Below are 18,851 nucleotides of genomic sequence, written 5' to 3'. Positions count from 1 at the left end.
GCCTTCATGTACTTCGTGTGAGGGTCAGTCGCGCACGCGCGGGATCTGCTGCGTGACGTCCTCGGCGGTGTCGGCGACGAGGCCGGTCGCGGTGTTCGCGTGTTTCTTCTCGCGCCGCGACTTCAGGTACTCGATCACGATCGGCACCACGGACACCAGCACGATCAGGATGAAGATCGCGTCCACGTTGTCGCGGATGAACGCGACGCCGCCGAGCAGGTGGCCGAGCGCGGTGATCCCCGCGGCCCACAGGATGCCGCCGATGACGGTGTAGACGAAGTACTTCTTCGGGTCCATCTTGCCGATACCGGCGATCCAGGTGATGAACGTCCGCACGAACGGCACGAACCGCGCCAGCACGACCGCCTTCGGCCCGTGCTTCTCCAGGAAGGCGTGGGTCTGGTCCACGTACTTCTGGTTGAAGAACTTCGAGTCCGGCTTGCGGAACAGCCAGGGCCCGATCTTCCAGCCGAGGCCGTAGCCGACCGCGTTGCCGATCAGCGCGGCGACGGTGACCAGGACGCACACCAGCCACAGCGGCGCCTCGATCGAGCCGTTCGCGATGAACAGGCCCGCGGTGAACAGGAGTGAGTCACCGGGCAGCACCGGGAAGATGCTGCTCTCGATGAAGATGATCAAGCAGAGGATGGTGACGACCGGTACGGTCAGTCCGCTGAGCAGGTGCTGCGGGTCCAGCCACTCGGGCAGGAGCCCCATCGTCGTCACGGTGTTCTGCGCCAGGATCACACCAAAACGGTACAGGGTGACGCTGAGTGCCCTGACCCGGCGGGAGAGCGCGGCTCAGATCAGCGTGAGCAGCCCGATCACCGAGCCTGCCGCGAGCCCCAGCAGGACGGCCAGCAGCAGCACCCAGTACGCGGGCAAAGGCGGGCTGCTCGGCGAAGGTGCCGGAGGCGGCGTCGGGCGCTCCGCCAGCCTGGCCGTTTCCGCGTCCTCCAGCGCGACGCGCTCCCGTTCGAGCGAGTCGGCACTGGCGCCGGACAGCAGCCCGTACTGCAGCGGCAGCTCGTGTTCTCCGGGAGCTCCGGCGTTACTCTCGGTGTCCGTTTCGGCCGGTTTGTCCGTGGTCGCCTCGGAGGCCCGCTCCGCCGAAGGGGCGAAGACGGCTTGAGCGCGCAGGGCGTCGGCTAGGAGCTTCTCCGGGTCCTTGGGCTCGCTCATCCGGGACTCCTTTCGCCGCTACCCGTCGCTGACCGACACACCGCCTTCGACCGCCCCGCTCAGCGGAGCCGTGGCGCTCAATGTAGCCGCAGCGTCGTCCTTGACCCATTCGCCCTGACGAAGCACCTTGACCGGCCGGAGGTCGCGGTCGAGCACGACGACGTCGGCCGCGAGCCCGGCGCGCAGTGAGCCGGTCCGGTCGGCGATGCCGAGCAGTTCGGCGGGGCGCCCGGAGGTCGCGCGGACGGCGTCGAGCAGGTCGATACCCGCGCCGCGGACCAGGTTGCGGAAGGCCGCGTCCATGGTCAGCGTGCTGCCCGCCAGCGAACCGTTGCCCGCCAGGGTGGCGACACCGTCGCGGACGTCGACCTCGAGGCGGCCGAGGATGTAGCTGCCGTCGGCGGCGTCGGTGGCCGACATGGCGTCGGTGATGAGCACCGTCCGGCCCTTGCCCGCGTGGTGCGCGGCCAGCCGCAGCACGGTCGGGTGCACGTGGACGAGGTCGCAGATCAGCTCGACGGTGATGCGCTCGTCGTCGAGGAGTGCGCCGATCGGGCCGGGTTCGCGGTGGTGGAGAGGCCGCATGGCGTTGAAGAGGTGGGTCGCGACGGAGGCGCCCGCGTCGATCGCGGGGATGATCTGGTCCTCGACGCCGTCGGTGTGCCCGATGGCGGCGATGACGCCCGATTCGGCCAGTTGGCGGACCGCCTTGATCCCGCCGTGCAGTTCGGGGGCGAGGGTGACCATCCGGATGTCGCCGCGGCCCGCGCCGAGGAGCGCGTTGACCGTCGCCGTGTCCGGCTCGATCAGCGTCGCCGGATCGTGCGCCCCGCAGCGCGCCTTCGAGATGAAGGGTCCTTCAAGGTGAATTCCGGCAAGTTCACCCTCTTGGACCAGCTCGCGCAGGGCCGAGATCTGGTCCCTGAGCACCGGGATGGGGTCCGAGACCAGACTGCCGAGCATGGTCGTGGTCCCGTGCCGCCGATGCGCGCGGACCGCGCGGAGCAGCTCCTCGGGGTTCGAGCTGGAAAACGATCCGCCCCCGCCGCCGTGGCAGTGGGTGTCGACGAAGCCGGGCACGACCAGGCATCCGTCGACGTCGACGCGATCGATGTCCGGGGGTGTCCCGGAACCGACTTGGACGATCTTGCCGGCGGCGATAGCCAGCCAGCCGTCGTCGAGTACACGGTCCGGGGCGACGACCCGGCCGCCCACGATCACGAAATCTCCGGCGCCTCTCACGCCCCCCAGCATATATTGGTCTGGACCAAGCATGGCGGCACAACCCAGCGGTCGAGATGAAGGCCGGGCATCAGTTCGGTGACTGCATCGCTTTCTGCAGTGCTTCGAGCGCCCGGCTGGCGGTTGACTTAACGGTACCTTTCGAAATCCCGGCGGCCTCCGAGATTTCGGCCTCACTCAGCCCACCGTAGTAACGGAGGACCAGAACCTCGCGCTGGCGAGGGGGCAGTTTGGACAAAGCGCTCACCACGGCCTGATGTTCACTCGACAGCATGGCGAGGCTTTCGGCCGAACGCGCGTTGACGGCGTGCGGTGCGACGTACTCGCGCGCGGTCTTGCGGCGGCGCAGCACACTGCGTGATCCGTTGACCACGGCGGTGCGCAGATATCCGACGGCCGCGGCGGCGTCGCGCAGGCGTCCCCAGTTGCGGTGCAGCCCGGTGAAGGCCTCCTGGACGACGTCCTCGGCGGTCGCGGGTTCGTCCACGAGCAGGATGGCCAGCCGGACGAGCCGCATCCGGTGCTGGCGGTAGAGATCCTCAAGGGTCAGCGGTGCCGCAGGCGGCGGTGGCGCGACCGGTCCGTCCATGGTGCGCAGATGGCCGAGGGTCGCCTCGACACTGCGTTCCGCATTGCCCTCGAGCATGTACCCCTACCTGTTCATTTACCCCTTTGAAGCACAACCTGTGCATGACGCTCGATCAGCGTATCGGGTGGGGCGGGAGTCCTGCCTGATCGGATCCTGAGAAGCTGGGGCGTCCGTTCGGAGCGACCTTGGAGATGTCGATGGCCTGGTTCCTGGTGGAGATCACGTACGTGCAGGAGAAGCTGGCGGATGTGCGCCCCCGGCACCGGGAATTCCTGTCCGCCCTCGCCGACCAGGGCGTCGTCGCGCTCGGCGGCCCGCTGGGCGACGGCTCCGGCGGTATCTCGATGTACCAGGCGGAGGACGAGGCGGCGCTGCTGGAGATCATCGACAAGGATCCGTACCACCTCGAAGGTGTCGTCGCGAAGCGGACCGTGCGCGAGTTCAAGCCCGTGATCGGCTCCTGGATCCCCAAGGAAGCCTGACGACTCAGAGATCGAGGGTGACCGGCTCGCGTTCGACGCAGACCCGGACGCGGTCGCCGGTCACCGTCGGCAGTTCGCACGTCCCGCAGAACCCCTGACGGCACGAATACGCGATACCGGGCACGGTTTCGCGCAGGACGTCGAGCGCCGACCGGTCGGCGGGCACGTCCAAAACCCTGCCGCTGCGGGCCAGTTCGACACGGAACGGCTTGCCGCCGACGATCGGCGGCGTCGTGAACCGTTCGAAGAACACCGGCCCCGAACTCCGCAGCGCGGCGTCGGTCCGGACACCGACGATCATCGGAACCGGGCCGCAGCAATAGATCGGCGCGCCTTCCGGGGCCCCTTCGAGGAGTTCCGCGCCGGAGGCGGGGATTCCGTAGTCCGTGTCCGGGCGAATCCAGACGCGGTCGGAGAATCCGGACAATTCCTCCAGGAATGGCATAGAGGCCTCGTCGCGGCCGGTGTAGACCAGCCGCCAGTCCGCGCCCGCCGCGGCGGCCTGCCGCACCATCGGCAGGATCGGCGTGATCCCGATACCGCCCGCGATGAACAGATACGCCGGACTCGCGACGAACGGGAACGCGTTGCGCGGGCCGCGTCCCGTGATCCGGGCACCCTTCTTCAACGCGTGCACCGCCGTCGATCCCTCGCCGAGCAGACGGACACCGACGCGGTAGGCCGAGCGGTCGTCCGGATCGCCGCACAGGGAGTACTGACGGACCAGCCCTGGCCGGGGCGACAGGTCGATGTGCGCGCCGGGCCGCCATCGCGGCAGCGCTTCGCCGCGTTCGTGCACCAGCCGCAGGACGGCGACGCCGTCGGCTTCGCGACGGACATCGTCGACGACCAGCGGGAGGTCACGGTCGACGACGGCCACCGGCGGCCGGCGGCGGCCGCTCATCCCGCTGAGCCTGCGGTACAGCGCGACGACGCCGGTCAGCGAAGCCATCGCGCGGTCGGTCCGCCCGCTGCCGTCGAGCCGCAGGGGCCGCGGCGGTGTCTTCATCGTGGTTCGTCGGCGGCCAAAGCGGCCGGGGAGCTCGCGAGGTACGCGACGGCCTGATCGGTGTTGCCGGTTTCGGTGGGGTGGTAGGACTTCCGGAAGTACGGCCGGATCTCGCGCCGCAGCTGCTTGCCCGAAGGCAGGAGCCCGAGCTTCGCCACGCGCAGATAGGTCCGGAAACTCGTCTTGCCCGGCCGCGTCGGATCGTTCTTCATGAGGAACCTGGTGCCCCGCAAGAAAACCCAGGCGAGCACCGGCGTCACCACGAGCATGCTGCGCACGCGCCGGGTGTAGCGGCCGTCGAGATGCATGAACAGATCGAAGGCGACAGAGCGGTGCTCGACCTCTTCGGCGCCGTGCCAGCGCAGGAGATCCAGCATCGTCGGGTCGGCGCCGGCCTTGTCGAGCGCTTCGGCGTCGAGGATCCACTGGCCGAGGAACGCGGTGTAGTGCTCGATGGCGGCGACGATGGCGAGCCGTTCGATCAGCCATTCCTCGCGCCGTTCGGCGGAAAGGTCGCGGTCGCCGAGCAGGCGGCGGAACATCCACTCCATCTGCGCGATGTACGGGCGCACGTGGACGCCCGCCGCTTCGAGGTGTGCCGCGGCGCCGTCGTGCGCCTCGGCGTGCATGGCCTCCTGGCCGATGAAGCCGAGGACGTCCTCCTTGAGCCGCTCGTCGCGGATCAGCGGCACGGCCTGCTTGAACACCTCGACGAACCAGCGCTCGCCCTCCGGCAGCGCCAGATGCAGCACGTTGATCGTGTGCGTCGCCTGCGGTTCGCCGGGGATCCAGTGCATCGGCAGCGACGCCCAGTCGAATTCGACGTCGCGAGCGTGCAGGACGATCTGCTCGTGGTCCGTCACGAAGACCTCCCGCTGAGTTCGTAGTCGCTCGGGTCGACCTTGCGGGTTTCGAGCCAGTAGCGCCAGGTGAAGCCCGGCCAGATCGTCCGGTTGACGCCCTTCGCGTCGAGGTACCAGCTCTTGCAGCCGCCCTGGGTCCACACGCCCTTGACGAGTTTGTCCTGGATCTCGCGCTGGAACTTCTCCTGCACACCGGCGCGGACGTCGAGCGCGGCGGCGCCGCGGGAATCGGCGAGCTTGATCGCGTCGACGACGTACCGCGCCTGCGACTCGATCATGAAGACGACGGAGTTGTGGCCCAGCGCGGTGTTCGGGCCGAGCAGGAAGAACAGGTTGGGGAAGCCGGAGACGGTTATGCCCTTGTGCGTGTGCATCCCCTCGGTCGCCCATTCCTTGGCGAGGTCGCGGCCGTCGACCCCGGTGATGTCCAGGTATTCCAAGGCATCCGTGACCTTGAACCCGGTGCCGTAGATGATCGCGTCGACCTCGTGCTCGACACCGTTCCCGTCGACGACACTGTGCGCCTTGACTTCCCGCACACCTTCGGTGTTGACGTCCACATTGGACCGGTTGATCGCCGGGTAGTAGTCGTTGGAGATCAGCACCCGCTTGCAGCCCATGGTGTAGTCCGGGGTGACCTTCTTGCGCAGCTTCGGATCCTTGATGGCCTTGCCGATGTGGCGTTTCGCGATCACCTCGCCGGCCTTCATGATCGCGGGATGGCCGTTGAAGCCGACGGCGCGCACTTCGAGGAACCAGTACAACGCGTTGCGGTAAAGCCGTTGCACGCCGGGAATCCGGCGGAACGCGGTCTTGGCCCAGCCCGGCATGGCGTGGTCCGGTTTCGGCATGATCCACGGCGGCGTGCGCTGGAACAGCGTCAGCTCGTCGACGTCGGGGGCGATCTTCGGGACGAACTGGATCGCGCTGGCGCCGGTGCCGACCACGGCGACCTTCTTGCCGCGCAGGTCGTACTCGTGGTTCCACTGCGCGGAATGCCAGGTCTGGCCCTTGAACTTCTCGATGCCGGGCAGCTGGGGCACCTGCGGGATGTGCAGGCCGCCGACGCCCGAGACCAGGAACTGAGCCTCGAACTCACCCGATTTGGTGTGCACGTGCCAGCGGCGCTCGGTCTCGTCCCAGGTCGCGCCGGTGAGTTCGACGCCGAAGCGGATCTTGCGCCGCAGCCGGTACTTGTCGGTGACGTCCTTGAGGTACTGGAAGATCTCGGGAGCGGGCGAGAACGACCGCGACCAGTCCGGGTTCTGCTCGTACGAGAACGAGTACATGTGGGACTGCACGTCGCAGGCGCAGCCGGGGTACGAGTTGTCGCGCCACGTACCGCCGACTTCGTCCGCCTTCTCCAGGATCACGTAGTCCGAGATCCCGGCCTTTTCGAGCTGGATGGCCTGGCCGAGCCCGGAGAACCCGGTGCCCACGATCACGACCTTGAATCGCTCGGTCATCTGGCAATCCTCCACTTCGAGGCGTTCGTGCCCAGATGACGTTACCTCAAGTAACAGTTACTTGCTAGTACTACCTACCCGTCAGTATGCGCCGCCGAGCTTCGTGTGATCCCAGCTCACGATCTTGGTCGGCCGGAAGATCAGCCCGATCCGCTTCGGGGCCTGCTTGCCGATGAACCCCGACAGCTCGTCGGGCACGGGGTCTCCGGGCTTCGCGCCCGCGTACCGCTGCATGAGGCTGATCCCCATCTCGGTGACCGCGGCCGTGTCGGTGACGATCTCGACGTCGGCTTCGAGGGAGACCCCGCGCAACTTGTCATAGCTCTCGCCGTCCTCGATGAGCACGGTCGCGCGGGGGTCGCGATCCAGGTTCTTCGCCTTCTGGGATGTGCCATAAGTCCAGGTCGCGACGCCGGACTCGTGCGGGTAGTACCAGAGGGGCGCCAGATGCGGGCGGCCGTTCGGGCCGATCGTCGCGACGTTGATGACCTTCTGCTCGTCGAGGTAGGCGGCGAGTTCGTCAGGTGACATGCGGATCTGGTCGCGACGGGACATACGGTTACCCCTTTTTCGTGGCGGCCCGGCCTGCCTGACCGGTTATTGAAGATTCGTACGCGCCGCGCTGCTCGATGTCCACGAGTGCGGCGGCGTCGGCCTTCTTGATCCGGCCCTTCGCGCCGATCTCGATGATCGGCGGCAGGAACGCGCGGATCAGCTTCAAGCCGCCGACCCAGCGGGGGACGTGCACGGTACGGGCGCGTTTGTTGACCCCGGCCTGCAGGTGGTCGAGCGCGACCGACAGCGGGTAGGTCTTGCCGAGCAGGCCGGGCATGCCGGCGCGGAGCTTGCCGAAGACGGGGTGCTGGTCGGCGCTCTCGACGAGGTCGGTGCGGATCCAGGTCGGGTGCGCGACGCCGACCTTCACGCCGAGGTGGGCGACTTCGGCGCGGAAGCTGTTGCAGAACGCCTCGACGCCAGCCTTCGCGGCGGCGTAGTTCGCCATGCCCGGCGCGTGCGTGATCGCGGCCAGCGAGGAGATCGCGAGCAGGTAGCCCTTGCGGTCGATGACATGCGGAAGGGTGACGCGGAAGGTGCGCCAGACGCCGAGAAGGTCGACCTCGATGACCTTCTCGAAGGCGGCCGGATCCACCGACCGGACGAAACCGGAGGTCGCGATGCCGGCGTTCGCGATGACGATGTCGATCCCGCCGAAGTGCTCGACGACGCCCGCGGTCGCCCGCTCGAGGTCGTCCCAGCTGGTGACGTCGGCTTCCCAGGCGTGCGCGCTGGGGCCGATCTTGTCGGCGACGGCCTGCTGTTCCTTGGCTTCGATGCCGACCAAGGCGACCTTCGCGCCCTGCGCGGCCAGGCGCTCGGCGAGCCCCGCGCCGATGCCCCTCGCGGCGCCGGTGATCAGGACGACCTTGCCGTTCACGCTGTTCTTGGCCACGTTGCCTCCTCGTCCGAGCCCTAAGGCTTTCGGACGGTACCCCAACCTACCCGGAGTAAGCTACCCGCAAGTAAGTCCGCGTTTCGTCCTCTCGATGCGGTAGTTCGTGGTGCCAACTACCGCATCGAGAGGACTGAATGCGGGAGGTGGTCAGCGCGAGGCGGCGCTGAGGGCGTCGACCTCCTTGGAGGTGAGCGAGAGGTCGGCGGCGGGCAGGAGGTCGTTCAGCTGCTCGACCGAGCGGGCGCTCGCGATGGGCGCGGTGACGGTCGGCTGCGCGAACAGCCAGGCGAGGGAAACGGCCGCGACCGGGACGCCGCGGGAGGCCGCGACCTCGTCGAGCGCCGCGAGCACCCGCTCGCCGCGTTCGTCCAAATAGGACGATGCGCGAGCGGCGCGCGGGCTGTCGCCGAGTTCGTCCTTCGACCGGTACTTCCCGGCCAGGAATCCCTTGGCCAGCGAGAAATACGGCAGGACGGTCAGGCCTTCGCGGGCGACCGTCGGAGCCAGGTCTTGCTCGTAGTCTCGCTCGACGAGGTTGTAGTGCGGCTGCAGTGCGACGAACTTCGCCAGTCCCTCACGGTCCGAAATGGACAGTGCCTCGGTGAGTCGTTCCGCCGAGTAGTTCGACGCCGCGACGTAGCGGACCTTGCCCGCGCGCACGAGCGCGTCGAAGGCCCGCAGCGTCTCCTCGATCGGGGTGTCCGGATCGTCGATGTGCGCGTAGTAGAGGTCGATGTGGTCGGTCCCGAGCCGCCGGAGCGAGTCTTCGGCCGCCGCCGCGATGTTCGCCGCCGACAGGCCTTTCCGCTCCTCCCACATACCGGTCTTGGTCGCGATGACGACGTCGTCGCGGCGGCCGCGTCTGCTCAGCCACTCGCCGATGATCGTCTCGGAACCGCCTGCCGAATAGAGGTCGGCCGTGTCGATGAAGTTGCCGCCCGCCGCCGTGTAGGCGTCGAGGACGGCGAAGGACTGCTCCTGGTCCGCGGTCCAGCCGAAGACGTTCCCGCCGAGGTTGATCCCACGTACGTCGAGGTCGGTGTTCCCGAGTTTCGCCATACCCCGAACTTAAGGGAAGACATCGCCCCTTCGCGGCGTTACCTCGGTCCATGGGAATCGAACTCGGCAGGATCGGCATCTGGCAGCACGAATCCGTCTTCACCCCGGAGATCGCCCGTGAGCTGGAGGAGCTCGGCTACGGCGCGATCTGGCTCGGTGGCTCACCGGACGGCGACCTCGTGAAGGCGGAGGAGCTGCTCGACGCGACGAAGACGATCAAGGTCGCCACCGGCATCGTCAACATCTGGAAGGACGACGCGGCCACGGTCGCCGAGTCGTACAAGCGCATCGAGGCGAAGCACCCGGGCCGCTTCCTGCTCGGCATCGGCGCCGGGCACCGCGAGCACACCGCGGAGTTCAAGAAGCCGTACGCGGCGCTGGTCGAGTACCTCGACGCTCTCGACGCCGCCGGAGTGCCCGTCGAAGGCCGCGCGCTCGCCGCGCTCGGCCCGAAGGTGATCAAACTCGCAGGGGACCGCACGGCGGGCGCCCACCCGTACCTGATGACGCCCGAGCACACGCGCCAGGCGCGCGAAATCCTCGGGGAGGGGCCGCTGCTCGCGCCCGAACAGAAGGTCGTCCTCGAGACCGACCCGGCGAAGGCCCGCGAGATCGGGCGGGGCACCGTCAAGTTCTACCTCGGTCTCGTCAACTACACGAACTCCCTGCGGAAACTCGGTTTCACCGACGAGGACCTGGCGGGCGAGGGCAGCGACAAGCTGGTCGACGCGCTGGCCGTGCACGGCGACGCCGAGACGGTCGCCCGCGGCGTCACCGCACATATCGAAGCCGGGGCGGACCACGTCAACATCCAGGTACTGAACCAAGACCCCCTGCCGGTCTACCGGGCGCTCGCCGCGGTCCTCCTCTGACGCGACGGCTGTAGGCACCTCCCGGCCGACCTCGTACGATGCGGCCGAGAGGTGCACCAGCCTGCTTCGAGGAGGAGTAAACGATGCCCATCGCCACCCCCGAGGTCTACGCGGAGATGCTCGACCGGGCGAAGGCGAACGAATTCGCCTACCCGGCCATCAACGTGACCTCGTCGGAGACCCTGAACGCCGCCATCCGCGGGTTCGCCGAGGCGGAGAGCGACGGGATCATCCAGTTCTCCACCGGCGGCGCCGAGTTCGCGTCCGGCCAGAAGGTCAAGGACATGGTGACCGGTTCGGTCGCGCTCGCCGAGTTCGCCCAGGTCGTCGCCGCCAAGTACGACGTCAACGTCGCGCTGCACACCGACCACTGCCCGAAGGACAAGCTCGACGGCTTCGTCCGTCCGCTGATCGAGATCTCCGCGGAGCGGGTCAAGAACGGCCAGAATCCGCTGTTCCAGAGCCACATGTGGGACGGCTCCGCGATCGACCTCGACGAGAACCTCGAGATCGCGCAGGAGCTGCTCGCCAAGGCCGCGGCCGCGAACATCATCCTCGAGGTCGAGATCGGCGTCGTCGGCGGCGAGGAAGACGGCGTCGAAGCCGAGATCAACGAGAAGCTGTACACCGCCGAGGGCGACTTCCTGAAGACGATCGACGCGCTCGGCTCCGGCGAGAACGGCCGCTACCTGCTGGCCGCGACCTTCGGCAACGTGCACGGCGTCTACAAGCCCGGCAACGTGAAGCTGCGCCCGGACGTGCTCAAGGGCGGCCAGGAGGCGGCGGCGAAGAAGCTCGGCCTCGCGGCCGGTTCGAAGCCGTTCGAGCTGGTGTTCCACGGCGGTTCCGGCTCGCTGCCGGAGGAGATCCGCGAGGCGGTGTCGTACGGCGTCGTGAAGATGAACGTCGACACCGACACGCAGTACGCCTTCACCCGGCCCATCGCGGACCACTTCTTCAAGAACTACGACGGCGTCCTGAAGATCGACGGCGAGGTCGGCAACAAGAAGGTCTACGACCCGCGTAGCTACCTGAAGGCCGCCGAGGCAGGCATGGCCGCGCGCGTCGTCGAGGCCGCTCAGTCGCTGGGCTCGGCGGGCAAGAAGCTCTGACCAGTACGCATTTAGTCCGCTAAATGCGGAAGTACGTGAAGGCCCCCTTCACTGCGCTAGACGCAGTGAAGGGGGCCTTCACGTACTCGGAGCGGGAGTCCCGGCCAGTGGTTTCAAGATCAGCAAAATGTCGGTCACTAGCACTGTGGAATGTCGGTTCACCCGGTCGTGAAATGTCGGTCGAGGATACTGTGAGATGTACACGAACCGACCTATCGAGGAGCTATGGCGACCGCGGCGGACTTCCGCGGCCTCGCCCAGCTAAGAGACCTTCTCGGTGATCAGTTCACGCAGGGCATCGTCTTGCACACAGGAAGCCAGGGCGCCATCAGCTTCGGTGATCGGCTGATGGCGCTCCCGCTCGCTTCGTTGTGGCAGGCCGGGCAGGATCAGGATTGAGCCTCAGGGGGCCGGAAGCGTCGTCTTCTCGCGGCGCTTCTCCAGCAGCGAGTTCATCGCCCGCGTCCCCGGACCGGCGGCGGCCCACAGCACGCCGACACCGACCAGGCAGACCGCGGCCGTCCAGTAGGCCACCGGCGGCGCCGACTCCGTCCGCGCGTCACCGAGGATCCACGGCCGGAACTGCGACTGCACCCACAGCATCCCGTAGCCGAACGCCGTCACCAGCAGCGCGCCCGCGCCCGCCGTCAGCAGCGGATGACCCCGGCCGATGCGGAACGCCAGGTCGACGGCGAGGCCGACGGCCAGCAGGTAGAACGGCACGGTCGAGATCGGGAACCCCATCCCGAGCAGCAGCGGCCACATCACCAGCCGGTACGCGAGGTAGGCGGCGGCGACCGTCGTCCCGGCCCAGCGGAAGCCGGTGGTGTGCCGCGCCAGCGCGAAGATCAGCGCCATCACGCCGATACCCCACAGCGGGTAGACCCAGTCGTCGATCGGCATCGTGAAGTACTCGACGGCCACCCGGTCGACCGGATGCCCGATCTGGCCGGCGGCGAAGTTCAGCAGCTCGGGCTCGGCCTCGGGCGCGCCGCGCTCCCAGGCGCGCAGGCCGAGGATGCCGTACTCCTGCTGACCGTTCGGGAAGAACGTGTTCTCCAGGAAGAACGCCCACAGTCCGATCAGGACCCCGGTGCGCAGGCGGCCGGGCTTGGCGTACTTCAGCCAGCCCATGATCACGCCTGCCTGCATGATGCCCGTTCCGATGTAGAGCATCATGTGCGACGGGCTCCACGCGGTCAGGTCGAGACCGTTGACGCGGTGGTTGATGACGTCCAGCGGCGCCGCGATGAGGAACACCACGAGCCCGGCCTGCATCAGCCGCAGGGACCGCCGGTCGGCGCCCATCCCGGTGTAGCTGTGGATCGCCACCAGCACCATGATGATCACCGTGCCGACGGTGTTGATCAGGTGCGGCGGGGCGAGGTCGTCGCGAAGCCACATGAAATGCCACGACATGTCCCACGACGAGCCCACCAGTTTGAAGGCGAACGCCGCCAGCCACATCGAGTAGCAGAAGTTCAGGACCCAGTCCGGCGTCGCCTGTCCCGGCGCGCCGCGGTGCCAGTGGAGCTTGAAGAACAGCCGCGTCTTCGCGATCGGGCTGCGGGGGATGACACCCGGCGAAAGGTCCCCGGTCACTTCTGTCGCCTTTGTCATGCGGGCCATCCTCCCTGCTCCAGATCACGGGACGGGCATTCGGGGTCGAAAATCGGGGTTCACCCGTAGGGGTGGCGGATTTGCGGTCGGCGTGCGAAGCAGGGCAAGGTGTGCCGCCATGATGCCGAAACGACTCGTCGCGGCGGTCCTCGTCGCCGCTCTGGTGCTCGCCGGTGGGGGCATTCTCGGGAGCCTGTTCTTCTAGTCACACGCGGTCGGCACAATGGCCCGTATGACGAACCTCCTCGGCCCCCAGCCGACGCATCTCCCCGAGCACACCGCCGCGCAGGCGGCGCTGGACGCCGGGACCGATCCGGCCGCCGTCGCCGCCGAGCACCCCGACTACAGCGAGGCGTGGGCCGCCCTCGCCGAGAAGGCGCTCGAAGCCGGCGAGACCGTCGCCGCGTACGCGTACGCCCGCACCGGTTACCACCGCGGCCTCGACCAGCTTCGCCGCGCGGGCTGGAAGGGACACGGTCCGGTGCCGTGGTCGCACCGCCCGAACCAGGGTTTCCTGCGTTCCCTCGCCGTCCTCGGCAAGGCCGCCGGCAAGATCGGCGAGACCGAGGAGTACGACCGCTGCAAGACCTTCCTCGCCGACTCGGACCCCGCCGCCGCGGAAGCCACCGGCCTCAAGTGACCTCGTGAGTGGTAAGGACGGCTGGAACCGTCCTTACCACTCACGAGCTAGAACCCACTCGGTAGTGCGGTTTCTGCCGGGTGCTGGGCTTGGCCGGGGGTTGCGAAAGCCACTTTCGCAACCTTCAACGTTGCGAAAGTGGCTTTCGCAACGTTGGCTGTAGCCGGGCATCGTCCTGGTGACCATGTCGCGAAAGCCACTTTCGAGACGTCTGGTGTCCCGAAAGTGGCTTTCGCGACACCGGCTCCAGACCCCCACAGACCGCGCCCGGGGTCAACGGCGGCCGGAAGCCAGTAGGTATCCAAGACACCCTTGGCTAGAACCGTCCTTACCACTCACGAGCCCTAGAACAGCCCGCAGTTCCCGAAGGCCGGCAGCCCCGCGAAGCGTCCCTCAAGCCAAGCGAAAGCCTCCGGGAAAGCCCGGATCGCCCCGCCGACGTGCGTCGGAACCAGCGAAGTCGAGAACTGCACCTTCGCGCCCTTCGCACACCACGAGCGCGCCATGGTCCGCCCCTGCGCGTAGGGGACGATGTCGTCGAGCGCACTGTGGACGACCAGCGTCGGCGCGCCCGGCTTCCGCGCTCCGATGAGCTGCTCGCCGACGCGCGTCTTGTACGGCTCTTCGCCGAGGTACGCGGTCAGCGGCCTGCCGTCCTTCGTCAGGTCCTTCGACTGCGTGAAGGCGTGTCCGAAGATCGCGTCCCCGGTGCACTCCTGCTTGACCTTCTCGAACGCTTCGACGCCCTTCGCGTTCAGCAGGGACGGGATGTTCAGCTCCGGGTACGCCGCGTCCATGCTGACCAGCGTGAATCCGAGGAACCCGAAGGCGTAGTGCCCGTCGATGTTCTTGCCGACCTCGGCCAGATCGGCCGGGACGGCGCCCGCGTACGAGCCCTTCAGCTTGAGCTCGGGCGCGTACGACGGCTGGAGTTCGGCGGCCGACGCCGACGCCCCGCCGCCTTGCGAGTAGCCCGCGGTCGCGACCGGGCCGTTGTCCGGCAGGTTCGCTTCGGGCAGGCGCTGCGCCGCGCGGATCGAGTCGAGGACGGCGTTGCCCTCGGCGACGCGGTTGACGTACGTGTGGACGCCCGGGGTGCCGAGGCCCTCGTAGTCGGTGACGACGACGCCGTAGCCGCGAAGCAGCAGCCCGGCGATGAAGGGCCCTTCGTACTCCATGCCCGCCGCGAGGGCTTTCGACGGCGCGCACTGGTCGCCGACACCCTGCGTCCCGGCCGCGTAGCCGATGACCGGCCGTTCGCCCGCGCCGGTCCACGCCTTCTTCGGGGTGAGGACGGTGCCGGTCACGGCGTTGGCCTTGCCGTGGGTGTCGGTGCTGCGGTACATGATCCGCCGCACGTCGGCGTCGGCCTTGATGAGTTTCACGGGATCGACGTAGAAGGTGGACGGTTCGTGCCGGATGATGTCGCCGGGAGCACCCGCGGGCAGTGGCGACGGGGGATCGTAGAAGGACGGGGCGGCCGTGGCCTGGGGTGCCCCGAAGGTCAGCAGGGCCGCGATGGTGGCCGCTGAGACGGCGGCGGAAACACCGAGCCGGGATCCTGGACGCATGCTTGCTCCTCGTTGAGCACAAACATTTTCGACAGACGTGTCGAAAAAGAGAGTCAGTGAGGTGGCGCACAATGTCAAGCCCGGCGCCGCGAGGGAGACCCCGAAAACTCCCGATCGGCGAGCAACGCGCGCGGGTGCTGAGTTCGGCCGCCGGCGTCTTCGCGGTGCACGGCGCGCAGGCCGCGACGATCGAGCAGATCGCCCGGCGCGCGGGGGTGTCCCGGCAGGCCGTCTACGAGCAGTTCGGTGATCGCACGACGTTGTTCACGCAGGTCGTCGCGGATATCGAGGAACGGGCCTTCGAGGCGATCGGCGCGCCCGCCCTCGATCTCTCGCAGCCCGAGCTGCGGTCCTGGGCGCGCGCCAACTACGCCAACATGTTCGCCTTCGTCGCGGCGAATCCCGACGCCTTCCCGGTCCTGCGCGAGGCGGAGCGCATGGGCGACCCGGCCCTCACCCGCCTTCGCGAAAGGCTCGCGGGCGTCTACACCGAGGCCAGCCGTCAGCGCTGGGCACGCCACGGCGTCGACTCAGGCCGCGCGGACAAGGCCCTGGTCACGCTGTTCTTCGCGATGACCGAGGCGCTCGTCCAGGCGAGCTGGGACGGTGAGCCGCCCGACGCGGACGCGCTCATCGACCTGCTCACCGAATTCACCGTCGGCGGCGTCGTCCGGCTTCGGACCGCGGCCGCCGACGTGATGGAAAGACTGCGCTAAGCGGCGACGGGCTCCAGCGCTTCTTCGGTGACCGAAGCCAGGTCCGGTGACGAGACGACGCGGTTGCGGCCGTTACGTTTCGCCGCGTAGACCGACGCGTCGGCCGAGGCCATGACCTCGTCGATGGTCCGGCCGTCCAGCGGGTACGTCGCGACGCCGACCGACGCCGTCCGCTGTTCGATGACCACGGGGTTGCCCTCGTTGTCCTGGGTCCTGATGACCATCTCGCTGATCCGCTGCCGGATGCGCTCGGCGACCGCGACGGACTCGTGCTTCGACGACGAGGTCAGCAGCACGACGAACTCCTCGCCGCCGAACCGCCCGGCGAGGTCCTGCGTCCGCGTTTCGGCCTTCACCAGTGCCGCGACGCCCTTGAGCACGTCGTCGCCCGCGAGGTGGCCGTACGTGTCGTTGATGCTCTTGAAGTGGTCGAGGTCGATCATCAGCGCGCCGAACTGGCCGTTCTCGCGCTCGGCGCGGGCGACCTCGCGGACGGCGCCCTGCTGCCAGGTCGTGGCGTTGAGCAGCTGGGTCTTCTGGTCGGTGGTCGCGAGCTCTTCCAGCTGCTTGATCAGCACCGAGCGCTGCAGCAGGTACAGCGGCAGGAAGACGAGCAGCACCAGCACCGGCTGATGCGGCAGGACGGCGAGCACGAGCGCGCCGATGCAGACCGTCGAGGCTTCGAGGATGTTGTCGTCCCAGGAGCCGAGGAGCGTCTGGACGGTCGCCTTCTTGGGCGCCGCGAAGTACAGGCCGGTGCCGGTGAAGACGGCGTTCATCAGGAAGAAGACGAGGCTCGCGGCGCAGATCGCCGTGACCGACGCCGTGTCCGCGCCGACGACCTGGACGGCCGCCCAGGCGGCGAACGCGGTCAGCGTCATGGATGTGGCGTTCGCCACAGTTCGGTGGGGATTGACCGTGTGAAGGCCTGCCCAGCTGCGGTATCCGAGGTGAAGATAGATCACGGTCACGAGAAGCGCGGTCAACTGCGGCGGAAGTAGAATCGCGCCGGGCAGGACCCAGACCGAGGTCATGTTGATATGCGGGGTGACGCTCATGCTGCGGCGCTGGCGCTCGATCCGGCGGGTCGCCTCGGTGTGCGCGATGGCGAGCCCGGCGAGCAGGAAACACAGCAGGACCTGCGAAGACGTGATGGCGATGGATGCGGCGAAGACCCCCGTCAGTGCCAGCATCGTCGCGACGGACAGCCCGGTGTAGGCGATCCAATGCTTAGGCCGCTTCCACAGCTCCCACGCGCCTACCGTGAGAGCCGAACGATGTCCAGCACGTTCCTCCGATGTGATCATCTTTCCCCCTGACTCTTGCGTCATTCTCCGAAACCCCCTACTTACGGACAGCTTCTACCGACTTGCGGGCTGTCGACAAGCTCCCTAGGTGTGTACTTTTCTCTGAGAGGTCGAGGGAAAGGTGCCAGCGATGGCCGGTAGGGATCAGTGAACTGGGGCGCGCGCCAGACGTCCGCGCGATCGGGCCGGCGCGTGGAACACCTCAATGTTCTGCGCGCGCGGCGTCTTTTTCCTGCCACCGTTCCGGGTCGCGGCTGAGGGTCCGGAACCAGCTCAACGCGAGCGGGATGGTCAGCACCAATCCCGCAAGCCCGAAGACGCCGACGGTCGACTGAGGGCCGACCTGGTCCGCCAGGATGCCGCCGATCAGGGGACTCACGCCCATCGTCGTGGTCAGTCCGGTGTTCGACAGCCCCATCACCTGTGCCCGGCTCTCGTCCGGCACGGCCAGCGTCAGCGACGCGGTCGCCTGCATCAGTGCCACCGTGCCGAAGCCTCCGCAGAGCACGAACAGCGCGATCGACGCCCACGGCCCCGGCTGCAGGAAGCACAGCAGCAGCGGGATCGCCGTCAGCGCGGAAAGCGGCCCGATCAGTTTCGGTCTGACGTGTGCAGGCACCCAGCGCGAATAGATGAACGCGCCGATCACGCTGCCGATCGGGTCGGCGGCCAGCAGCAGGCCGATGACCTCGGGGCCGCCGCCCGACGAGGCGACGTACGGCGCCGCGATGCCCTCGTAGACCGGCAGCAGGCCCATCAGCCAGGTGAACAGCAGCAGCGAGCGCAGCCCTGAGCTGGCGAAGACGATCTTCCCGCCAGAGCCGATCGACGCGAAGAACGACTTGCGTTTCTCGCCGGTCGCCGCGGCAGGCCGCGACTTCAGCCCGAACCGGACGAACAGCGCCGAGATCACGAAGGTGACGGCGTCCAGCGCGAGGGCGATATGGGGTTCCAGCGCGGTCAGCAGGAGACCGCCGCCGGCGAATCCGGCCAGCTGCGCCGATTGGACGGTCATGCTGCGGATCGCCATGCCGACGACGAACCGGTCGCCTTCGAGGATCTGCGGCAGCAGGGCCAGCTGGGCCGCCTTGAACGGCGGATTCAGCAGCGAGACCGCGCCGACGAGGACGCACAGCACCCAGAACGGCATCACCGGGATCGCGACCAGCGCGATCAGCAGTGCCCGTAACAGGTCGACGACCACCATCACGGTCCGCCGGGGGAACCGGTCCGCGAAGCCGGTGAGGAAGATGCCGCCGAGCAGCGACGGGGCGTAAGTCAGCGCGTAGGTGAGACCGGTCAGGGTCGCGGAGCGGGTTTCGGTGAAGACGAGGACGGAGAGGGCGACCCTGGCGAGTTGATCACCGAAGATCGAGAACAGCTCGGCGAACCAGAGCGAACGGAACTCGGCTACACCGAACACCTCTCGGTAAGTGACCCGTCCGGCCGAAGCCATGCTGCCCCCAATAGGGTCCTTATTACGCGACAAACTCGTGACCGAGAGTAACGCGGTCACGAGCTCGTCACGAAGCGTCATTCGTTCACGTAAGTGTCTCCTGACTGTTGGTGATTGGCTAGGTTCTTTCGCCGGGTTTCTGGAGTTGGAGATCTTTTTCGTGGATGAACGACCGGTCGCGAAGATGTCCCGCTGGCCGGTCCCTCGGCTCG

General features: G+C 67.8%; 20 protein-coding genes. 6 read left to right on the top strand and 14 right to left on the bottom strand.

Translation table 11 applies throughout. The annotated features are described in order from the left end of the window. Positions 1–24: 24 nt before the first annotated feature. The 4 genes from ACZ1DY_RS43260 to ACZ1DY_RS43245 form a co-directional block, all read right to left on the bottom strand. Positions 25–747, bottom strand: a complete 723-nt coding sequence (locus ACZ1DY_RS43260) for a DedA family protein (RefSeq protein WP_126736294.1) — start codon at positions 745–747, stop codon at positions 25–27. A gap of 54 nt (positions 748–801) precedes the next feature. Continuing rightward, the gene (locus ACZ1DY_RS43255) at positions 802–1,182 is read right to left on the bottom strand and encodes a hypothetical protein (protein WP_465483128.1); all 381 of its coding nucleotides are present in this window, start codon (positions 1,180–1,182) and stop codon (positions 802–804) included. Between the two features lie 18 nt (positions 1,183–1,200). Next, the gene (gene nagA, locus ACZ1DY_RS43250) at positions 1,201–2,403 is read right to left on the bottom strand and encodes an N-acetylglucosamine-6-phosphate deacetylase (protein WP_257489829.1); all 1,203 of its coding nucleotides are present in this window, start codon (positions 2,401–2,403) and stop codon (positions 1,201–1,203) included. 91 nt (positions 2,404–2,494) lie between these two features. Then, positions 2,495–3,070, bottom strand: coding sequence for a SigE family RNA polymerase sigma factor (locus ACZ1DY_RS43245; RefSeq protein WP_044849325.1), 576 nt, complete (start codon positions 3,068–3,070; stop codon positions 2,495–2,497). Between the two features lie 140 nt (positions 3,071–3,210). Between ACZ1DY_RS43245 and ACZ1DY_RS43240 the strand changes: the two genes are divergently transcribed. Next, positions 3,211–3,495 carry a YciI family protein gene (locus tag ACZ1DY_RS43240; protein ID WP_465483127.1) on the top strand — a complete coding sequence of 95 codons (285 nt, stop codon included), beginning with the start codon at positions 3,211–3,213 and terminating at the stop codon, positions 3,493–3,495. Between the two features lie 4 nt (positions 3,496–3,499). Here the strand turns inward: ACZ1DY_RS43240 and ACZ1DY_RS43235 are convergent, their stop codons facing one another. The 6 genes from ACZ1DY_RS43235 to ACZ1DY_RS43210 form a co-directional block, all read right to left on the bottom strand. Then, positions 3,500–4,504, bottom strand: coding sequence for a PDR/VanB family oxidoreductase (locus tag ACZ1DY_RS43235; RefSeq protein ID WP_465483126.1), 1,005 nt, complete (start codon positions 4,502–4,504; stop codon positions 3,500–3,502). After that, complete coding sequence (locus ACZ1DY_RS43230) at positions 4,501–5,367, bottom strand: metal-dependent hydrolase (protein ID WP_465483125.1); 867 nt, start codon at positions 5,365–5,367, stop codon at positions 4,501–4,503. The genes ACZ1DY_RS43235 and ACZ1DY_RS43230 overlap by 4 nt, the downstream gene beginning before the upstream one ends. Next, positions 5,364–6,833, bottom strand: a complete 1,470-nt coding sequence (locus ACZ1DY_RS43225) for a flavin-containing monooxygenase (protein ID WP_465483124.1) — start codon at positions 6,831–6,833, stop codon at positions 5,364–5,366. Before ACZ1DY_RS43225 ends, ACZ1DY_RS43230 begins: the two co-directional genes overlap by 4 nt. A gap of 81 nt (positions 6,834–6,914) precedes the next feature. After that, complete coding sequence (locus ACZ1DY_RS43220; RefSeq protein ID WP_465483123.1) at positions 6,915–7,388, bottom strand: pyridoxamine 5'-phosphate oxidase family protein; 474 nt, start codon at positions 7,386–7,388, stop codon at positions 6,915–6,917. 4 nt (positions 7,389–7,392) lie between these two features. Continuing rightward, positions 7,393–8,283 carry an SDR family oxidoreductase gene (locus ACZ1DY_RS43215; RefSeq protein ID WP_257483388.1) on the bottom strand — a complete coding sequence of 297 codons (891 nt, stop codon included), beginning with the start codon at positions 8,281–8,283 and terminating at the stop codon, positions 7,393–7,395. Positions 8,284–8,433: 150 nt separating this feature from the next. Beyond that, on the bottom strand, positions 8,434–9,345 hold the full coding sequence (locus ACZ1DY_RS43210; protein ID WP_465483122.1) for an aldo/keto reductase: 912 nt from the start codon (positions 9,343–9,345) through the stop codon (positions 8,434–8,436). A 50-nt stretch (positions 9,346–9,395) separates the two neighbouring features. Between ACZ1DY_RS43210 and ACZ1DY_RS43205 the strand changes: the two genes are divergently transcribed. The 3 genes from ACZ1DY_RS43205 (at position 9,396) to ACZ1DY_RS43195 (ending at position 11,728) form a co-directional block, all read left to right on the top strand. Beyond that, on the top strand, positions 9,396–10,217 hold the full coding sequence (locus ACZ1DY_RS43205; RefSeq protein WP_126736285.1) for an LLM class F420-dependent oxidoreductase: 822 nt from the start codon (positions 9,396–9,398) through the stop codon (positions 10,215–10,217). Between the two features lie 83 nt (positions 10,218–10,300). Further along, on the top strand, positions 10,301–11,329 hold the full coding sequence (fbaA, locus tag ACZ1DY_RS43200; protein ID WP_394360155.1) for a class II fructose-bisphosphate aldolase: 1,029 nt from the start codon (positions 10,301–10,303) through the stop codon (positions 11,327–11,329). A gap of 225 nt (positions 11,330–11,554) precedes the next feature. After that, positions 11,555–11,728, top strand: coding sequence for a hypothetical protein (locus tag ACZ1DY_RS43195; protein WP_257483386.1), 174 nt, complete (start codon positions 11,555–11,557; stop codon positions 11,726–11,728). A 3-nt stretch (positions 11,729–11,731) separates the two neighbouring features. On the opposite strand, the gene ACZ1DY_RS43190 is transcribed toward ACZ1DY_RS43195, so the two are convergent. After that, positions 11,732–12,949 (bottom strand): hypothetical protein, encoded by a 1,218-nt coding sequence (locus tag ACZ1DY_RS43190; RefSeq protein ID WP_465483121.1) that lies wholly within the window; start codon positions 12,947–12,949, stop codon positions 11,732–11,734. A gap of 232 nt (positions 12,950–13,181) precedes the next feature. Here ACZ1DY_RS43190 and ACZ1DY_RS43185 point away from each other — a divergent pair, with 232 nt between their 5' ends. Beyond that, complete coding sequence (locus tag ACZ1DY_RS43185) at positions 13,182–13,589, top strand: DUF3151 domain-containing protein (RefSeq protein WP_126736282.1); 408 nt, start codon at positions 13,182–13,184, stop codon at positions 13,587–13,589. Between the two features lie 344 nt (positions 13,590–13,933). Here ACZ1DY_RS43185 and ACZ1DY_RS43180 read toward each other — a convergent pair whose 3' ends face one another. After that, on the bottom strand, positions 13,934–15,160 hold the full coding sequence (locus ACZ1DY_RS43180; RefSeq protein ID WP_465483120.1) for a lipase family protein: 1,227 nt from the start codon (positions 15,158–15,160) through the stop codon (positions 13,934–13,936). A 134-nt stretch (positions 15,161–15,294) separates the two neighbouring features. On the opposite strand from ACZ1DY_RS43180, the gene ACZ1DY_RS43175 reads away from it, so the two are divergent. Next, the gene (locus ACZ1DY_RS43175; protein ID WP_192742638.1) at positions 15,295–15,876 is read left to right on the top strand and encodes a TetR/AcrR family transcriptional regulator; all 582 of its coding nucleotides are present in this window, start codon (positions 15,295–15,297) and stop codon (positions 15,874–15,876) included. Here the strand turns inward: ACZ1DY_RS43175 and ACZ1DY_RS43170 are convergent. Then, positions 15,873–17,183 (bottom strand): GGDEF domain-containing protein, encoded by a 1,311-nt coding sequence (locus ACZ1DY_RS43170; RefSeq protein ID WP_257483382.1) that lies wholly within the window; start codon positions 17,181–17,183, stop codon positions 15,873–15,875. The two genes, ACZ1DY_RS43175 and ACZ1DY_RS43170, sit on opposite strands and share 4 nt — an antisense overlap. Before the next feature lie 202 nt (positions 17,184–17,385). Continuing rightward, positions 17,386–18,639 carry an MFS transporter gene (locus ACZ1DY_RS43165; protein ID WP_126736278.1) on the bottom strand — a complete coding sequence of 418 codons (1,254 nt, stop codon included), beginning with the start codon at positions 18,637–18,639 and terminating at the stop codon, positions 17,386–17,388. Positions 18,640–18,851: the final 212 nt, after the last annotated feature.

It is taken from the genome of Amycolatopsis sp. PSD-21 (assembly GCF_055561455.1).
Note: the sequence above shows the minus strand (reverse complement) of the source record. Positions and strands in the feature narration are given on the sequence as shown.